The sequence below is a fragment of the Enterobacter sp. LM3 genome (assembly GCF_046622475.1).
Classification (GTDB): Bacteria; Pseudomonadota; Gammaproteobacteria; order Enterobacterales; family Enterobacteriaceae; genus Enterobacter; species Enterobacter cloacae_P.
The window spans coordinates 23,991-42,090 of the sequence record NZ_JBJURN010000022.1 but is presented as its reverse complement, the minus strand read 5'-3'; the positions used below and the strand labels follow the sequence as shown (position 1 = coordinate 42,090).

Annotated in this window: 17 protein-coding genes; 6 read left to right on the top strand and 11 right to left on the bottom strand. The window is 54.5% G+C overall.

Annotated elements, in window-relative coordinates:
• Positions 1-33 precede the first annotated feature (33 nt).
• The 9 genes from dam to pilM all read right to left on the bottom strand — a co-directional run bounded on the left by dam (position 34) and on the right by pilM (position 7,545).
• Complete coding sequence (gene dam, locus ACJ9N4_RS18745) at positions 34-846, bottom strand: adenine-specific DNA-methyltransferase (protein WP_182272882.1); 813 nt, start codon at positions 844-846, stop codon at positions 34-36.
• Positions 847-913: 67 nt separating this feature from the next.
• Entirely contained in the window at positions 914-2,224 is a 1,311-nt protein-coding gene (damX, locus tag ACJ9N4_RS18740) for a cell division protein DamX (protein ID WP_182272883.1), read from the bottom strand.
• Between the two features lie 92 nt (positions 2,225-2,316).
• Positions 2,317-3,405 (bottom strand): 3-dehydroquinate synthase, encoded by a 1,089-nt coding sequence (aroB, locus tag ACJ9N4_RS18735; protein ID WP_182272884.1) that lies wholly within the window; start codon positions 3,403-3,405, stop codon positions 2,317-2,319.
• A 57-nt stretch (positions 3,406-3,462) separates the two neighbouring features.
• The gene (gene aroK / locus ACJ9N4_RS18730) at positions 3,463-3,984 is read right to left on the bottom strand and encodes a shikimate kinase AroK (RefSeq protein WP_010436374.1); all 522 of its coding nucleotides are present in this window, start codon (positions 3,982-3,984) and stop codon (positions 3,463-3,465) included.
• Between the two features lie 287 nt (positions 3,985-4,271).
• Positions 4,272-5,507 carry a DNA uptake porin HofQ gene (hofQ, locus tag ACJ9N4_RS18725; protein ID WP_411500709.1) on the bottom strand — a complete coding sequence of 412 codons (1,236 nt, stop codon included), beginning with the start codon at positions 5,505-5,507 and terminating at the stop codon, positions 4,272-4,274.
• The gene (locus ACJ9N4_RS18720) at positions 5,467-5,823 is read right to left on the bottom strand and encodes a HofP DNA utilization family protein (protein WP_182272885.1); all 357 of its coding nucleotides are present in this window, start codon (positions 5,821-5,823) and stop codon (positions 5,467-5,469) included. Before ACJ9N4_RS18720 ends, hofQ begins: the two co-directional genes overlap by 41 nt.
• Positions 5,813-6,274 (bottom strand): HofO, encoded by a 462-nt coding sequence (locus ACJ9N4_RS18715; protein WP_182919051.1) that lies wholly within the window; start codon positions 6,272-6,274, stop codon positions 5,813-5,815. The genes ACJ9N4_RS18720 and ACJ9N4_RS18715 overlap by 11 nt, the downstream gene beginning before the upstream one ends.
• A gap of 3 nt (positions 6,275-6,277) precedes the next feature.
• The gene (locus tag ACJ9N4_RS18710; protein WP_182272887.1) at positions 6,278-6,772 is read right to left on the bottom strand and encodes a PilN domain-containing protein; all 495 of its coding nucleotides are present in this window, start codon (positions 6,770-6,772) and stop codon (positions 6,278-6,280) included.
• Positions 6,769-7,545 carry a pilus assembly protein PilM gene (gene pilM / locus ACJ9N4_RS18705; RefSeq protein ID WP_182919052.1) on the bottom strand — a complete coding sequence of 259 codons (777 nt, stop codon included), beginning with the start codon at positions 7,543-7,545 and terminating at the stop codon, positions 6,769-6,771. Before pilM ends, ACJ9N4_RS18710 begins: the two co-directional genes overlap by 4 nt.
• Positions 7,546-7,665: 120 nt before the next feature.
• On the opposite strand from pilM, the gene mrcA reads away from it, so the two are divergent.
• Positions 7,666-10,218, top strand: a complete 2,553-nt coding sequence (mrcA, locus tag ACJ9N4_RS18700) for a peptidoglycan glycosyltransferase/peptidoglycan DD-transpeptidase MrcA (RefSeq protein WP_182272889.1) — start codon at positions 7,666-7,668, stop codon at positions 10,216-10,218.
• A gap of 94 nt (positions 10,219-10,312) precedes the next feature.
• On the opposite strand, the gene nudE is transcribed toward mrcA, so the two are convergent.
• A complete protein-coding gene (gene nudE, locus ACJ9N4_RS18695) occupies positions 10,313-10,873 on the bottom strand; it encodes an ADP compounds hydrolase NudE (protein ID WP_182272892.1) in 561 nt (186 codons plus the stop codon).
• A 517-nt stretch (positions 10,874-11,390) separates the two neighbouring features.
• On the opposite strand from nudE, the gene ACJ9N4_RS18690 reads away from it, so the two are divergent.
• The 5 genes from ACJ9N4_RS18690 to pckA all read left to right on the top strand — a co-directional run bounded on the left by ACJ9N4_RS18690 (position 11,391) and on the right by pckA (position 17,554).
• Positions 11,391-13,529, top strand: coding sequence for an intracellular growth attenuator family protein (locus ACJ9N4_RS18690; protein WP_182919053.1), 2,139 nt, complete (start codon positions 11,391-11,393; stop codon positions 13,527-13,529).
• Between the two features lie 65 nt (positions 13,530-13,594).
• Positions 13,595-14,278, top strand: a complete 684-nt coding sequence (gene yrfG / locus ACJ9N4_RS18685) for a GMP/IMP nucleotidase (RefSeq protein ID WP_182919054.1) — start codon at positions 13,595-13,597, stop codon at positions 14,276-14,278.
• Positions 14,275-14,676 carry a ribosome-associated heat shock protein Hsp15 gene (gene hslR, locus ACJ9N4_RS18680; RefSeq protein WP_182272895.1) on the top strand — a complete coding sequence of 134 codons (402 nt, stop codon included), beginning with the start codon at positions 14,275-14,277 and terminating at the stop codon, positions 14,674-14,676. Before yrfG ends, hslR begins: the two co-directional genes overlap by 4 nt.
• A gap of 25 nt (positions 14,677-14,701) precedes the next feature.
• Complete coding sequence (gene hslO, locus ACJ9N4_RS18675) at positions 14,702-15,580, top strand: Hsp33 family molecular chaperone HslO (protein ID WP_023309492.1); 879 nt, start codon at positions 14,702-14,704, stop codon at positions 15,578-15,580.
• Positions 15,581-15,937: 357 nt separating this feature from the next.
• A complete protein-coding gene (pckA, locus tag ACJ9N4_RS18670; protein ID WP_182272896.1) occupies positions 15,938-17,554 on the top strand; it encodes a phosphoenolpyruvate carboxykinase (ATP) in 1,617 nt (538 codons plus the stop codon).
• Between the two features lie 95 nt (positions 17,555-17,649).
• On the opposite strand, the gene ACJ9N4_RS18665 is transcribed toward pckA, so the two are convergent.
• Positions 17,650-18,100: ATP-binding protein (locus tag ACJ9N4_RS18665; protein WP_411500708.1), on the bottom strand; the 451-nt coding region annotated here is incomplete at its 5' end.

The window sequence follows — 18,100 nt, the reverse complement described above, 5'->3', positions numbered from 1 at the left end:
CCTTGAAGTGTGTTTACCGGCGGGCAAAACGGCTCAGGGGCGATAAAGAGCCAGGAGTTCGTCCACCTTTTTACGTGTGCCGCCGTTGCTGCTAATGCTACGCCGCACCTTGACCTGAAAATGCTTCGCGGCTTTGTACCATTCGCGCGTATCAGGGGTATCGTGATTCGAAATTAACACCGGAATTCTTTTGCTGACCAGCTTTTCCGCCATCTCCGCCAGACGGGCCTGCTCGGCCGGGCTGAAGCTGTTAGTGTGATAGGCGGTGAAGTTCGCCGTTGCAGACAGCGGCGCATAAGGCGGGTCACAATAGACCACCGAATTTGCGTCTGCACGATCCATACACTCTTCATACGAGAGGCAGTGGAATTCAGCATTCTGCGCTTTTTCAGCAAAGTGATACAACTCGGTCTGCGGAAAATACGGGCGCTTATAGCGGCCAAACGGCACGTTAAATTCACCACGCAGATTATACCGGCACAGGCCATTGTAGCCATGACGGTTCAGATAGAGGAACAACAGCGCACGGCGGAAGGGATCCTTGCTCTGGTTAAACTCCGCGCGAAACTGATAGTAGATGTCCGGGTGGTTGTTCTCTGGCGTAAACAGCTTACGCGCCTCTTCCACGTACTCATCAGTACGTCGTTTGACGATGTTATAGAGGCTGATAAGGTCGCTGTTGATATCCGCCAGGATATAACGAGAAAAATCGGTATTCAGGAACACCGATCCCGCCCCCACGAAGGGCTCGATAAGACACTCGCCTTGTGGCAGGTGCTTTTTAATATCATCGAGCAGGGGGTATTTCCCCCCTGCCCATTTCAGAAAAGCGCGATTTTTTTTCATGCTGACTAACTGATTACACCTTCTCCGGCTGTGGAGAAAGCTCCGACAGCATCCTGCGCTTTAAACATTACTTCAGATCGGCCTGCACCTGATGAATCGGCTTCGCCCACGGGTTCTTCGCCTGAACATCGGCTGGCAGTGTCGCAACAGCCCGTTTCGCTTCGTCTTTGGAAGCATAAACGCCGGTTACCAGCACATACCACGGCTGCCCGTTACGGGTCGTCTGATAAACCACATAGTTTTTCAGATTCGATTTCTTCGCCCAACCGTTGAGGTTGTCATAGTTAGACGAACTGCTCAGCTGCAGCGTGTAGTTGCTGGATGGCGCAGACTTCAGAGAACCTACGTTGCCCGCCGTTTTACCTGCAGCGTCGCTGGATGCGGTTGCAGCTGGTGCGGTAGTGGCTGTAGTCGGTGCGGTAGTGGCAGTAGCAGCCGGCGCTGTTGTCGTTACCGTCGCTTTCGGTGCAGCCGTTGTGGCTGGTGCTTTCACCGGCTCACTAACAACAGGTTTCGTCTGAGCAGGTGCTTTTACTTCAGGTGCTTTTACCACGGCCTGAGGTTTGATTTCACGCTTAGGCTCAATCACCGCCTGCTTACGTTCCGGACGCGGTGCAGTTTGTGTCTGGTGCGGTTTGGTTTCCGTAGCGGCGGTTTGCGGCTGAGCGCTACCACCACGAATCGGTGCGACAGTTGCAGGTTCAGTTGGCAGTGTAGAGTTAGCCACTACGTTGTTCACCTGTTCCTGGTTTTGCGGCTGCGTCAGCGCATTGTTCAGGTCACCCTGAACTTCTACACGCTGCTGGCCTTCTGGCGTAGCAGGTGCCTGACCCTGAGCCGGGGTAGAAGAAACTGGCGGCAGAGAAACATCCTGCGGCGTCGTGGTGTTGTTAGCGGCAGTCTGCTCTGTAGAAGCGGCACCTGGCGCTGGCTGTGTGCCGTTCGCCTGAGTGCCCGCATCATTACCAGAAAGGTTGATGCTTTTCTCAGAGGAAGCCGTTTGCTCACTTGAGTTCGTTGACGGTGCTTTCAGCGCGGAGCCAATACCGACAATCAGCAGCACAAGCACCAGAACGCCAAGCCCCATCATGATGTACTGGCGGGACGCCGGTTTCGGCGCTGCCGCTTTTTTACGTTTACGCGGGCGACGCTCTACAGGCTCTTCGTCCATTGAATCTTCTTCGGACTCATAACCCTCTTCTTCTCGCTCATCACGCGCATTGCGGCTACGCGAAGAGCGACGATCGTCTGCATCCAGCTCAACATCGTCAAAGTTGATCTGCGGCTCGTTATCACGTTCTGAAGATTGACGAGAACGACCAGTACGACGATCGCTGGGATCGGGTTTCAGCTCGTCTTCTGGTTTGAATTCATCCATTTAACACCCCACTCAAAGGCTTATGCCAACGACTTTGCATTTCACCTGAAGCTAAACGACCACCTGTTACCGTGGCCTGACCTTTCTAGTTGTTACGACTGCTGACAATCAGCAATAGCGCCAAGAACGACTTCGTGCGGCACTCCGCCGCGCACTTCACTCTTCCCTATTGCAAGTGGGAGTACAAGACGCATCTCACCTGCCAATACTTTTTTATCGCGCATCATGTGGGGTAAATACGCTTGTGCAGACATCACCTGAGGTCCGGTGACCGGCAGGCCAGCACGCTCAAGCAGTGTGATGATGCGCGCCGTCTCTTCCGGTTTGAACTGACCCAGGCGTTCAGAGGTGCGTGCTGCCATGACCATACCGGCAGCAACCGCCTCACCGTGAAGCCAGTTGCCATAGCCCATTTCGGCTTCAATCGCGTGGCCAAACGTATGCCCCAGATTCAGTAAAGCACGTAAGCCCGTTTCACGCTCGTCTGCCGCAACAACTTCCGCTTTCAGTTCACAGCAACGACGAATGCAGTATGCCAGTGCAGCCTCATCCAGGTGCAACAATGCATCCATATTCTCTTCCAGCCAGATGAAGAACTCGCCATCAAGAATAATGCCGTATTTGATCACTTCAGCAAGGCCAGAAGCCAGCTCGCGTTTTGGCAAGGTTTTCAGACAGTCGAGATCCACCACCACCGATGCAGGCTGGTAGAACGCGCCAATCATGTTTTTACCAAGCGGATGGTTGACTGCCGTTTTGCCACCAACGGAAGAGTCGACCTGAGACAACAGCGTGGTTGGGATCTGAATAAAGCGCACACCACGTTGATAGCTTGCAGCCGCAAACCCCGTCAGATCACCCACAACACCGCCGCCCAGGGCAAGCAGTGTCGTATCGCGACCGTGCGGTTTTTGCAGTAATGCGGTAAAGACGGTGTCCAGCACCGCCAGGCTTTTATACTGCTCGCCATCGGGCAGAATCACACTGTCGACTTTCACGCCCGCCTGCTCAAGCAGCTGGCGAACACGGTCGAGATAAAGCGGAGCCAGTGTCTCATTGGTGACCAGCATCGCCTGATCACCCGCTTTCAGTGGTAAGAAGGAAGCTGGGTCGTTAAACAAACCAGCCGCGATGGTGATAGGGTAACTACGTTCCCCGAGAGTAACTGTAATCCTCTCCATGACGCGACATCCACCTTTAATGCTTTTACCCGCAGGCGAGTGTATATAAAGCCAGAATCAGTTGCTTTCCAGCATATGAATAATCTGGTTTGCAACCACTTTAGCGCTCTGATCGTCAGTACGAATGGTCACATCAGCAATCTCTTCGTACAGAGGATTGCGTTCACCGGCCAGGGCTTCCAGAACTTCGCGTGGCGGCGTTTCAACCTGCAGCAACGGGCGCTTTTTATCGCGCTGCGTACGTGCCAGCTGTTTTTCAATGGTCGTCTCAAGATAGACCACTACGCCACGGGCGGAGAGACGGTTGCGGGTTTCGCGAGATTTCACAGAGCCGCCGCCAGTTGCCAGCACAATGCCCTGTTTTTCCGTGAGTTCGTTGATCACTTTTTCTTCTCGGTCACGGAAACCTTCTTCGCCTTCTACATCGAAGACCCAGCCCACATCAGCTCCGGTTCGTTTCTCAATCTCTTGATCAGAATCGTAAAATTCCATATTGAGTTGTTGAGCTAACTGACGCCCAATAGTGCTTTTGCCGGCACCCATAGGCCCAACCAGAAAGATATTGCGTTTCTCTGCCATTTTTTCGGTACTACTAAGACTATTCGTTAATGGTAATCCCCGCTGCGCAAACATCCGGCGTAGCAGGACATGAACTGAAACCTCATATGCAATAGAGCGAGAGTCAGACTAAAAATTATCTCAATACTCCGGCTTGTTTGGCAACTGATTAAATCACCGCACCAGACGCGTAAGGCAACAAGACCGTAAGTCCAACTCAAATCGGTACTCCTTGTATGCTAATTCATGCCCCACGTCAAACATCTGCAACAAACTGAATGCAAAATCATTGCGGGGATCGTTACCCATCAGTGAATGCCGACCAGGCGCGGGGTAATAAACACCACTAACTCTCGTCGTTCGTTGTCTTTTCCGTCGTGGCGAAAAAGCTGCCCAAGCCAGGGGATTTTCCCAAGCCCCGGCACGCTATCACTCCCGGTTTTATTCTTTTGTGAGAAAATACCGCCCAGTGCCAGCGTTTCTCCACTTTTTACCTCTACTTGCGTTTCTATCTCTTGCTTATCAATTGCCAGCGTTTCGCCATCGGCCTGCTGCAACACCTGCCCCGGCATGTTTTCACTGATGTGCAGCTTCAGGCGCACGCGGCCCCCAGGCAGGACAATGGGTGTGACCTCCATCCCCAGCACCGCCTCTTTAAATTCCACAGACGTTGCCCCACTGTCTCCGCTGGAGACCTGGTAAGGAATTTCGCTACCCTGCTTGATGCTGGCTGGCTGCATATGTGAGGCCAACAATCGCGGACTGGCGATAATATCGACCTGCTGTTTTTGCTCCAGCGCCGACAGTTCCAGATCCAGTAACCTGCCGTTAATGCGTCCAATGTTAAAACCGACATGAGTCGTGGCGCTGGCAACGGATAAGTCGGAACCCAACGTGGTGATCTGCCCCACTTTGCCCGCTTCCGTAGCCTCCGCAAGATTCCATTTCACACCCAGCTCGCGCAGGCTTTTTTCGTTGATTGTCACGATATGTGCCGCCAGCTCTACCTGCGCGACAGGAATGTCCATCTGGGTCGCCCAGTGCTGTAGCGTATCCAGTACCACCTGGTTATCCCGAACCAGCAGGCGGTTGGTGCGTTTGTCGACAGATAAACTCCCCTTTGGACTCAGGAGTTTTTCTGCTGCTTTTTGTAGCGTTTCGGCATCAGCGTAAGAAAAGGAAATGCTCTGCGCTACCAGCGGCGCATCGAGTTGTCGACGCGCCTGTTCTTGCTCCTTACGCGTTTGCTGTTCTCGCTGCCAGGCCGCGGTATACACATAAAAAATGCCCTTATCTTCATGCAGAACAAGCCCGGCGCTGGTAACGACCGTCTGAAGTGCCTGTCGCCACGGGACACGCGTCAGGTTGAGCGACAGTGAGCCGCTCACATCAGGCGATACCACCAGATTACGGTTTTCCTGCATAACGAGTGCCTGTAGTACCTGAACGACAGGGATATCATCCACCACGAGCGTGACCGGTTTCGGTGCTGCTACCAGCGAGTTACTGAACACCAGCAACAATAGCGCTATCCTTATTTTCATGCTTTTTCGTTCCTTCTCGTTGCCACGTCCATTGTTCCGGTTCGCATGCTGCCCCCACATCCACGACCAGTTCCGTTTCATTCATCGCCATCACCCGCCAGCCCACAGATAAGCGTTCTTCTGTTTTCAGGCGATGCCAGCGCTTTTGCCCGTCCTGCAAAATGCCCACATCCATACTCCCCCTCACCATTCCGTGATAGTGCCACTGTGCAAGCTCCCCAATGGCGCAGGGATCGTCCGGCGGATGAAAAGGGTCGCGCATCCCGGTCAGTAACAGCGCAGAACAGACGAGCAGGTATCGCGCACTATTCCGCATGTTCTTGCTCCAGCTGCATGTGCAAACGTAGCCCCGCATCATGTGGAGAAATGGCGAAAGCAGAAACCTGCACATCCCGCTTCATCAGGCGGGAAAAGACAGCTGGTATCGCCTGCCAGTCAGTATCCAGCGTCAGTTCCCCTCCGCTCTGCAGCGGTTTCCAGTAAACCAGCCGGGTACCATCAACCTGAAAATCTAACGGCGAAAAAGGTTGCACCACCCGGGCTTCAACCGTTTCAGTCTGGTACGGTACCTTGCTGGCGGCAGGCCACAGCGACACGTTGGTTCGTACGGCATCAGTCACCTGTAACCGGAGTGCAACACACTGCAAATGTACCGGCCTGAGCAGCGTTCCCCATGCAACCGCCCCCAGAAAAACGGTTCCCAGACACCAACCGAGCACCCGACACCCGGGGCGGCTTTCGCACCAGCGTTCAAGCAGGATGTTCACACGCTACCCCTGGCTCTTGAGCTGAAAAGTGAACATCCAGCGCCCCTGGCGATCCTGCTGTAGTTCACCTGCAGGCCCTGAAGTAAAACCCGCTATTTGCCTGAGCGCATCGCGCAGTACAGAAAGCGCCGGGAGCGAGGTGGCATACCCGATAAGCATCAGCGAAGGGGGCTGGTAACGAAGCTCTGTGAGCCAGACCTCGGGCGGGATCACGTCGGAGAGTGATTCCAGCACCGGTTGCCACGTCAGGCGCTGGGGCCGGATCGCGGGTATCGGCCCTGCGGTGGTCTGTCTCTGACGAGACGCAAGTGCATGCTGGACGGATTGCGTTCCCATCAGCTCACTTTGCAGGACTCGCAGTTTCACAACGTTGTTCATCCTCAAACTGAAAAACACCATCAGGACCAGCAGTAACGTTGCCGCAAAAGCTACAGCCCAGAAACGCAGGCATCGCACGCGTCGTTGCTGTCGCCACGGCATGAAGTTTGTCATGTTCATTCAGGAACCTCGCTCATAGCCAGCGCCAGAGCGATGGTGTAGTCGGCCCCACACTCAGGTAACGGCGGCTGGCAACGGACCAGCGTTTCCCACGGATTGCGAACAGCATCAAACAGCGCGATGTCTTCAGAGGTGAGCGCCAGCAGCGCCGCCAGCTCAGTCACATTTTCCGCTTCTGTGGTAAAACGACGCCCCCACTGGTGGCGCATTGCCCACAGCCACTGGTGCTTATCACGCCAGGCGACGCACTGCGCGGGGGCGACTGCCGGGAGAAGATTAGCCAGCGCGCCTGCATCCGGGGTAATCGTCACCAGTCGCAAACGTAGCGTTTTCGCCAGCGACAAAAGCGTTTCAACCTCTTTGTTTTGTGCGGCAGTCACATGAAATGTGTTGCTGAACGTGTCCTGGGCGTAATCGAAGCACAGCGCATCTGCGGGCATTTCCAGCTCACGCGAGAGCGCCGCCCCTAGCCAGGAGAGCTGCTCGCTGTCGCGTAGCGCGATAGCCGGACGAGGCAGCGATTTTTGCAGGGTACGTGCCGCAGGGAACGAGAGAAAGACACGGTGGTAATGCGGCAACATCCGCCGCCAGTCGCGTAAAGCGTCAACCAGTTGTTCTGGCTGACAAATTTTCCCATCCAGGATAATCCCTTCGGCCAGGGGAACCGCCCACCAGCGGCGCAATCTCCAGCCAGACCTCTCCCGGGTCAGCGCCACAGCCAGCACCTTATCCTGTTGAATATGAACGCCTGTTTGCCATGTTTTAAAAGCCATGCTTCACGATCTCCTTATCGCCCGCCAGGTTGACGGCTATATCAATGAATCAGGCTTGCCTTTATACTACCGCGCGATTGTTTAGAAACTGCCCAAGTGAAACCAAATGGGAAATCTCCGGTGAAGTTCGTAAAGTATTTATTAATCCTTGCAGTCTGTTGCATTCTGCTGGGAGCAGGCTCGATTTATGGTTTGTACAAATATATTGAGCCACAGCTACCTGATGTCGCCACGCTTCGTGATGTGCGGCTCCAGATCCCTATGCAGGTCTATAGCGCCGACGGTGAGTTGATGGCGCAATATGGCGAAAAGCGCCGTATTCCACTGACCTTAAAACAAATTCCACCCACAATGGTGAAAGCGTTTATCGCCACCGAGGACAGCCGTTTCTACGAGCACCACGGTGTCGACCCGGTGGGGATTTTCCGTGCCGCAAGCGTTGCGCTGTTCTCAGGCCATGCCTCTCAGGGGGCAAGTACGATTACACAGCAGCTGGCGCGTAACTTCTTCCTCAGCCCTGAAAAGACGCTGATGCGTAAGATCAAAGAGGTGTTCCTCGCGATCCGCATTGAGCAGTTGCTGAGCAAGGACGAGATCCTTGAGCTTTACCTCAACAAGATCTATCTGGGTTACCGCGCCTATGGCGTGGGGGCTGCCGCGCAGGTCTATTTCGGTAAACCTGTAGAGCAGTTGACGCTTAGCGAAATGGCGACCATCGCGGGTCTGCCTAAAGCACCATCCACGTTTAACCCGCTCTACTCGCTCGATCGCGCCACCGCGCGTCGTAACGTTGTCTTGTCACGCATGTTGAGCGAAGGCTACATCAGCCAGACCGAATACAACCAGGCGCGCAACGATGTCATCGATGCAAACTACCATGCGCCTGAAATTGCCTTTGCGTCACCGTATCTCACGGAGATGGTTCGCCAGGACATGGTGAACCGCTATGGTGAAAGCGCCTATGAAGATGGTTATCGTGTTTACACCACGATCACCCGTAAGGTGCAGCAGGCGGCGCAGGAGGCGGTGCGCAATAACGTGATGGACTACGACATGCGTCACGGTTATCGCGGCCCGTCAAACGTGCTGTGGAAAGTGGGCGAAAGCGCATGGGACAGCAAAAAAATCACCCATTCACTGAAAGCGTTACCAACCTATGGCCCGCTGTTGCCTGCGGTGGTGACTCAGGCCGACCCACAGGAAGCGGTCGCGATGATCGCCGATGGAACGTCGGTATCCCTGCGTATGGACGGGATCCGCTGGGCACGGCCTTATCGTTCTGACACCCTGCAAGGCCCGACGCCGCGCAAAGTGACCGATGCCGTACAGACCGGACAGCAAATCTGGGTACGTCAGGTTGGCGATGCCTGGTGGCTGGCGCAGGTGCCAGACGTAAACTCCGCGCTGGTTTCCATTAATCCGCAGAACGGTGCCGTGATGGCGCTGGTCGGTGGGTTTGATTTCAACCAGAGCAAATTTAACCGCGCAACCCAGGCACTGCGTCAGGTCGGCTCCAATATCAAGCCATTCCTGTACACCGCCGCGATGGACAAAGGGTTGACCCTTGCCAGTATGCTTAATGACGTACCTATCTCGCGCTGGGATGCAGGTGCCGGTTCTGACTGGCAGCCGAAGAACTCCCCGGCGGAATATGCCGGCCCAATCCGTCTTCGTCAGGGTCTGGGGCAGTCGAAAAACGTGGTGATGGTTCGTGCGATGCGTGCGATGGGCGTTGACTATGCGGCACAGTACCTGCAACGTTTCGGTTTCCCGGCACAGAACATTGTCCATACCGAATCGCTGGCACTCGGCTCCGCATCCTTCACGCCGCTTCAGGTCGCTCGTGGGTACTCGGTGATGGCCAACGGCGGGTTCCTGATTGACCCGTACTACATCAGCAAAATCGAGAACGACCAGGGTGGTGTGCTGTTCGAAGCGAAGCCGAAAATTGCCTGTGCTGAATGCGACATTCCGGTGATTTACGGTGATACACCGAAATCCAACGTGCTTGAGAACAAGGACATGGAAGATGTTGCCGTGTCTCAGGAGCAGCAGAACACCGTCGTGCCTCAGCCTCAGCTGGAACAGGCTAACCAGGCGCTGGTTGCACAGAGCAGCGCTCAGGAATATGCCCCTCACGTGATCAACACGCCGTTGTCATTCCTGATCAAGAGCGCGCTGAACACCAATATCTTCGGTGAACCAGGCTGGCAGGGTACCGGCTGGCGTGCAGGGCGCGATTTACAGCGCCATGACATCGGCGGTAAAACGGGGACAACCAACAGTTCGAAAGATGCATGGTTCTCCGGTTACGGCCCTGGCGTCGTGACCTCGGTGTGGATCGGCTTTGACGATCATCGCCGTGATTTAGGCCGCACCACGGCCTCTGGCGCGATTAAAGATCAGATTTCCGGTTACGAAGGCGGGGCGAAGAGTGCGCAACCGGCCTGGGATGCGTATATGAAAGCAGTTCTGGAAGGTGTTCCGGAACAGCCGCTGACCCCACCACCGGGCGTCGTCACGGTCAATATCGACCGTAGCACCGGGCAGTTAGCCAATGGTGGTAACAGCCGTGAAGAGTATTTCATCGAGGGTACACAGCCAACCACGCAGGCGGTGCATGAGGTGGGTACAGAGATTATTGATAACGGCGAAACGCACGAACTGTTCTGACGTCTGGAAAAAAGCCGGGTGGTGGTCTCGCCTTACCCGGCCTACAGCGTCAATGCAAAACGGCAACCAATGGTTGCCGTTTTTACTGGTTCCGCTACAAGCGCCCCTGTCCCTTCAACCACTCCCGAACCAGGAACAGCGCACTCACGTTGCGGGCTTCGTTAAAATCAGGATCTTCCAGCAAATCCATCAGATGTGCCAGCGGCCAGCGCACCTGCGGCAATGGCTCCGGCTCATCCCCTTCCAGCGATTCAGGATAGAGATCTTCAGCAACCACAATATTCATTGAGCTGGAGAAATAGGACGGGGCCATGCTCAGTTTTTTCAGGAACGACAGCTCATTCGCACCAAAGCCGACCTCTTCTTTCAGCTCGCGGTTTGCCGCTTCAAACACCGTTTCACCCGGGTCAATAAGCCCTTTCGAGAACCCGAGTTCGTAAGATTCCGTGCCCACTGCATATTCGCGGATCAAAATCAGATGGTTATCGACGATAGGAATAATCATCACCGCTTCACGCGAAGAGGGGCGCATACGTTCATAAACGCGACGCACACCGTTGCTGAACTCCAGATCCACACTTTCAACATTAAACAGGCGTGATTTGGCGACTGTTTCAACATTCAGAATGGTGGGTTTTTGTAGTGGTTTGCTCATCTTGATGGGTCTTTAGTGTGTGAACTGGCTTTATTGTGCGATATGCCGCACGGTTTCGGCAATGTCAATTGTTCTTTATTTACATTTGTGCAACGTAACAAGAATCAATCCTCAATTCAAAACAAAAGTCAAGAGGTTGAAATGTTTCCAGGAATTTGCTGATATCGCGCCTTGACAGGCTTTGCTATCATCATCGGCTACTGGGATGTGCTTCAAAATGCTCAAGTCGACTCCATACTTGCCGATAGCCAACCACAGACTCTCATTCATTGTTAAAGGTGCAATTGATTTTACCAAAAATAATTCGAGTTGCATGAAGGCGGCGACGCGGCGACTCCCCGGAAACATACATAAGTATATAACTGGGGTGAGCGAGGACAAACTGGCTTTGCCAGTTTGAACAGCGCTTGCGCTGGCCCCGAAGGGGCGAGACCACAGGCCGGGTCAAGCCAACGCACAGGCAACCTGAAGTATGACGGGTAAACACCTGTAAGAAGATAAGTAAGATGGGGAAAGCATGAGCACCATTTTGATTGTTCTCGCTGCTATGCTGGCCGGCGTGTTGATTGCAGGGTGGGCGTACAGGCGTCGCGTACAGCGACGATACCGGCTACCTTTTTTAAATGCCTTTGCTGGTGCGACGACGCGCAAACTCACGCCAGAAGAGCGTGCTACCGTTGAAAATTATCTCGAGACACTGAACCGTTCTCAGCTAACGCCTGGGCCAACGGGAGCCAGTTCTGCTCCGGTATCACTCACTCTGAACGCACAAAGTAACACCGTGCTTTGCGTGACGCGTTCAATCACCCGCTATGGCATCACCACCGACGATCCCAACAAATGGCTCTACTATCTTGATTCCGTTGAAGTGCATCTTCCCCCCTTCTGGGAACAGTACATTACCGACGAAAACAACGTTGAGCTGATCCATACCGACTCGTTACCGCTGGTTATCTCGCTTAACGGCCATACCCTGAGTGAATATGTTCAGGAAGCACCACGCTTTGCACTGGAACGGGCAAGTGCGACCCAGGCTTCCATTCGCGGCGAAGAGACAGAGCAGATTGAGCTGTTGAACATCCGCCAGGAGACGCGTGAAGAGTACACCCTGAACCGCACGGATGGCATTCGTGAAGCGATACTGATCGTTACGGCTTTCCTGCTCTTTTTCATCTGCCTGCTGACACCAGATGTGTTTGTCCCGTGGCTGGCGGGCAGTGGCGTTCTGCTTCTGGCGGCCGGGCTGTGGGGGTTATTTGCCCCACCAGCAAAAACATCGTTACGAGAAATTCACTGCCTGCGCGGAACGCCTAAACGCTGGGGTCTGTTCGGTGAGAACGATCAGGAGCATATCAACAATATCTCGCTCGGTATTATCGATCTCATCTACCCGCGCCACTGGCAGCCGTGGATTGCCCAGGATTTAGGGCAAAAAACGGATATTGATATCTACCTTGACCGCCACGTTGTGCGTCAGGGGCGCTATCTGTCCCTGCATGACGAAGTGAAAAACTTCCCGCTTCAGCACTGGCTGCGCAGTGCGGTTATTGCTGGCGGGGCGGCGCTGGTCTTTGCCCTGCTGCTACTCTTTGTGCCGCTGGATATGCCCATCAAATTCACCCTGTCGTGGATTAAAGGCGCGCAAACCGTCGAAGCCACCAGCGTCAATAAGCTGGAAGAAGCAGGCGTGCGGGTGGGTGATACGCTGCGTCTTAAGGGAACCGGGATGTGTAATATCCATACGCCAGGTACCTGGAACACGCGGCAGAACTCTCCGTTCATGCCGTTTGATTGCTCGCAAATTATCTGGAACGATGCGCCACCGCTGCCGTTGCCGGAGTCCGAAGTCGTCAATAAAGCGACAGCGCTCACCCAGACGGTCAACCGCCAGTTACACCCGAAACCGGATGATGATTCGCGCGTCAGCCCTGCCCTGCGCTCGGCTATTCAGAAATCGGGTATGGTGCTGCTGGACGACTTTGGCGAAATCGTACTGAAAACACAGGATTTATGTTCTTCTCAGAGTGAATGTGTACGCCTTAAAAACGCCCTCGTGAACCTCGGTAACAGCAAAGACTGGGATTCTCTGGTAAAGCGCGCCGAAACAGGACGACTGGACGGCGTAAACGTGCTGCTGCGTCCGGTCAGTGCCGAATCGCTGGATAACCTGGTGGCCACCTCCACCGCGCCGTTCGTGATGCGTGAAACAACCCGTGCAGCCCAGGCGCTGAACAGCCCGGCACCGGGCGGGTTTGTGATTGTCAGCGATGAAGGTAGCGACCTGGTCGATCAGCCTTATCCACAGGTCGCGCTTTATGATTACCCTGCCCAGGAACAATGGGGTGAGTTTCAGCGTCTGGCACAGATGCTGATGCAAACCCCGTTCAGTGCGGAAGGGATTGTGACAAGTCTCTTCACCGACGCCAACGGCACGCGCCATGTCAACCTGCACCGGATGCCAGACAGCGCCGGTTTGTGGCGTTATGTCGGCACATCCCTGCTGATGATTGCCATGCTGGTGTGTATTTTCTGGAACGGTTTTATGGCACTGCGCCGCTATCAGCGTTCACGCACGCGGCTGGCCGACATCCAGCAATACTACGAAAATTGCCTCAATCCTAAACTGATCCCCGCCCCTGAGAGCCTGATCGGATAACGTCACTGCGCGACAAGTTGTGCTACCCTGTCGCGCACGTTTCTTCTGGCTGGAGTTCCCCCTTTATGCATCTTGATATCGCCTGGCAGGAGGTCGATACCGTCCTGCTGGATATGGACGGCACACTGCTCGATCTCGCCTTTGATAACTATTTCTGGCAAACGCTGGTACCTGAAACCTATGGCGAACAACAGGGGATCTCCCCGGCAGAAGCGCAGGCGTTCATTCGTTCACAATATAGCGCGGTGCAGCATACGCTAAACTGGTACTGTCTGGACTACTGGAGTGAACGCCTCGGTCTGGATATTTGTGCCATGACCACCGCCCAGGGTCCGCGTGCCGTTCTGCGTGAGGATACCGTACCTTTCCTGGACGCGCTGAAAGCAAGCGGCAAGCGCCGTATTTTGCTGACCAACGCGCATCCACATAATCTGGCCGTGAAGCTGGAGCATACGGGTTTGGCTTCACACCTTGATTTATTACTTTCCACCCACACATTTGGTTATCCGAAAGAGGATCAGCGGTTGTGGCATGCGGTGGCGGAAGAGACCGGTCTACAGCCAGAGCGCACGCTGTTCATCGATGACAGTGAGCCGATTCTGGATTCCGCTGCAACGTTTGGTATTCGCTACTGTCTGGGCGTCACCAACCCTGATTCTGGCCTGGCGGAAAAAAGCTATCTGCGCCATCCGGGGCTGAACGACTATCGCCGGATGATCCCCTCACTGACCGTGAAGGAGACGCCATGAAAGAAAAACCCACTGATGGGGTAAGACTGGATAAATGGCTGTGGGCTGCCCGTTTTTATAAAACGCGCGCCCTTGCCCGTGAAATGGTCGACGGCGGAAAAGTGCATTACAACGGTCAGCGCAGCAAGCCGGGCAAGCTGGTTGAACTGAATGCCACCTTAACACTGCGTCAGGGCAACGATGACCGAACGGTGGTGATTAAAGCCATTACCGAACAACGGCGGCCTGCAACGGAAGCCGTGCTGCTGTATGAAGAGACGGCTGAAAGCATTGAAAAGCGCGAGAAGACCGCGCTGGCGCGCAAAATGAACGCACTGACAATGCCACACCCGGACCGGCGACCGGATAAAAAAGAGCGCCGCGATCTGATGAAATTTAAACACGGTGAGACCGAGTAACCCCTCACCTGCACGAGAGACTATTATGGCCCAACACGACCAATTACACCGTTATCTGTTTGAACAATTCGCCGTGCGCGGCGAGCTGGTCACCGTATCCGAAACCTGGAAACAGATTCTGGAAAACCACAACTACCCGCTGCCGGTGAAAACCCTGTTGGGCGAACTGCTGGTTGCCACCAGCCTGCTGACCGCGACGCTGAAATTTGCCGGTGATATCACCGTGCAGCTGCAGGGTGACGGTCCAATGACGTTGGCCGTGATCAATGGCAACAACCAGCAGCAAATGCGTGGTGTCGCACGCGTTCAGGGTGATGTTCCTGAGAATGCGGATCTGAAGACGCTGGTCGGTAATGGCTACCTGGTGATCACCATCTCCCCAGAAGAAGGTGAGCGCTATCAGGGTGTTGTCGGTCTGGAAGGTGATACCCTGGCCGCCTGTCTGGAAGATTACTTCATGCGTTCTGAACAGCTGCCAACCCGCCTGTTCATCCGCACCGGTGAAGTGGACGGTCAACCTGCTGCGGGCGGGATGCTGCTGCAGGTTCTGCCTGCGCAGGACGCGCAGACCAACGACTTCGAGCACCTGGCAACGCTGACAGAAACCATCAAAGCGGAAGAGCTGTTCAACCTGTCTGCGACCGATGTGCTGTGGCGTCTGTACCACGAAGAAGAAGTGACCGTTTACGATCCGCAGTCTGTGGAATTTAAATGCACCTGTTCCCGTGAGCGCTGCGCTGGCGCACTGAAAACCCTGCCAGATGAAGAGATCGACAGCATCATGGCGGAAGACGGTGAAATTGATATGCACTGTGACTACTGCGGTACGCACTACGTATTCAATTCGATGGATATCGCCGAGATCCGCAATAACGCCTCACCGGCGGATCCTCAGGTTCACTAAAACTGTGCTCCTCACCCTGCCCTCTCCCCGTTGCGGAGAGGGTCAGGATGAGGGGTAAATCTCCCGCCCAAGCTGAATCGCATTTCATACTGTAACTCTTACGTAATTTTCCAACATGTATGCGATTACATTCACATTCCTTCCGATAAAATCACCAGTCTTTAACCTTTTAAGAACATTTTCCCCAACCAAAAAGCGATTCCTGCGATAATCTGCCCGCCCTGTGACTGGAGTCGCAGCGTTTTCCGTTAGTAAGGGTTTTGTCCAGATACGTAAATCTATGAGCCCCGTCGCGGTTAACAACCTCAGAAAAACCCTACAATTTCAGGCAGTACATATTGGCTAAGGAGCAGTGATATGCGTGTTACTGGTTTAACCCCGCAAGATCTCAAGGCTTATGGTATTCACGACGTCCAGGAAGTGGTCTACAACCCCGACTACGATACGCTGTATCAGGAAGAGCTCAATCCAGCACTGGAAGGATACGAGCGAGGTGTGTTGACGAACCTTGGTGCTATCGCCGTCGATACCGGTATCTTTACCGGTCGTTCGCCGAAAGATAAGTATATCGTCCGAGACGAAACCACCCGCGACACGCTGTGGTGGGCAGATAAAGGCAAAGGGAAGAACGATAACAAACCGCTCTCCCCGGAAACCTGGCAGCATCTGAAAGGGCTCGTCACTCACCAACTCTCTAACAAGCGTCTGTTTATTATCGATGCTTTCTGCGGCGCTAACGCCGACACCCGACTTTCCGTGCGTTTTATCACCGAAGTGGCCTGGCAGGCGCATTTCGTGAAAAACATGTTTATTCGTCCAACCGACGAAGAGCTGAAGAATTTCACGCCTGACTTCATCGTGATGAACGGTGCGAAATGCACTAACCCACAGTGGAAAGAGCAGGGTCTGAACTCTGAGAACTTCATTGCCTTCAACCTCACCGAGCGTATCCAGCTGATTGGCGGAACATGGTACGGCGGAGAGATGAAGAAAGGGATGTTCTCGGTGATGAACTACCTGCTGCCGCTGCGCGGTATCGCCTCCATGCACTGTTCAGCGAACGTGGGTGAAAAAGGCGATGTGGCCGTGTTCTTTGGCCTGTCCGGCACCGGTAAAACCACCCTCTCCACCGATCCGAAACGCCGCCTGATTGGCGATGACGAACACGGCTGGGATGACGACGGTGTGTTTAACTTCGAAGGTGGCTGCTATGCGAAGACCATTCGCCTGTCTGAAGAAGCAGAGCCGGATATCTTCCATGCCATCCGTCGCGATGCACTGCTGGAAAACGTCACCGTGCGTGCCGATGGCTCTATCGACTTCGATGACGCATCAAAAACCGAAAACACCCGTGTTTCTTACCCTATCTACCACATCGACAATATCGTGAAACCGGTGTCGAAAGCGGGTCATGCCACGAAGGTGATTTTCCTGACGGCTGATGCATTCGGCGTGTTACCGCCAGTTTCTCGCCTGACCGCCAGCCAGACGCAGTATCACTTCCTCTCTGGTTTTACCGCCAAACTGGCGGGGACCGAGCGCGGCGTGACCGAGCCAACGCCAACCTTCTCCGCCTGCTTCGGCGCAGCGTTCCTGTCGCTGCACCCGACGCAGTACGCTGAAGTACTGGTGAAACGCATGCAGGCTTCTGGCGCACAGGCGTATCTGGTCAACACCGGCTGGAACGGTACAGGCAAGCGTATCTCCATTAAAGATACCCGCGCCATTATCGACGCCATTCTGGATGGTTCTCTGGATAACGCCGAAACCTTTACCCTGCCAATGTTTAACCTGGCGATCCCAACGCAACTGCCGGGCGTGGATACGCATATCCTCGACCCACGCAACACCTACGGCTCACCTGAGCAGTGGCGTGAAAAAGCGGAATCGCTGGCGAAACTGTTTATTGATAACTTCGAGAAGTATACCGATACACCAGCGGGTGAAGCGCTGGTGAGTGCAGGGCCAAGGTAAAGGTAAAAAGGCAACGCAAGTTGCCTTTTTTAATGTTTTCGCCCTCTCCCGGTGGGAGAGGGTCGGGTGAGGGCATCAGACCGCACCTTTACTGTTTAACTCTCTTTCACCTGCCCACGCGTAACCGGCACCGGTAACCATGCGCGAATGCTCAAACCACCCCGCTCGCTGGTACCGATCTCCAGCAACCCGTTATGGTTATCAACAATACGCTGCACAATCGCCAGACCTAAACCCGTTCCGCTGGTACTGCGCGCGCTATCGCCACGCACAAACGGCTGGAACAGATGCTTGCGTTGTTCAGGTTTAATACCCGGGCCATCGTCTTCCACCTGGAACCAGGCACGGTTGAGCTCAGAGCCGCTACTGACTTTAATCCAGCCGTTACCGTAGCGAGCCGCGTTCACCACCATGTTGGCCACCGCACGTTTAATGGAGAGCGGATGCATGCGTACCTGAATGTCGCCCGCCTGAAGATCGGTATCAATCTCACGCTCGTAGCCACTTTCCGCCGCGACCACTTCACCTAATACCGCATTCAGGTCA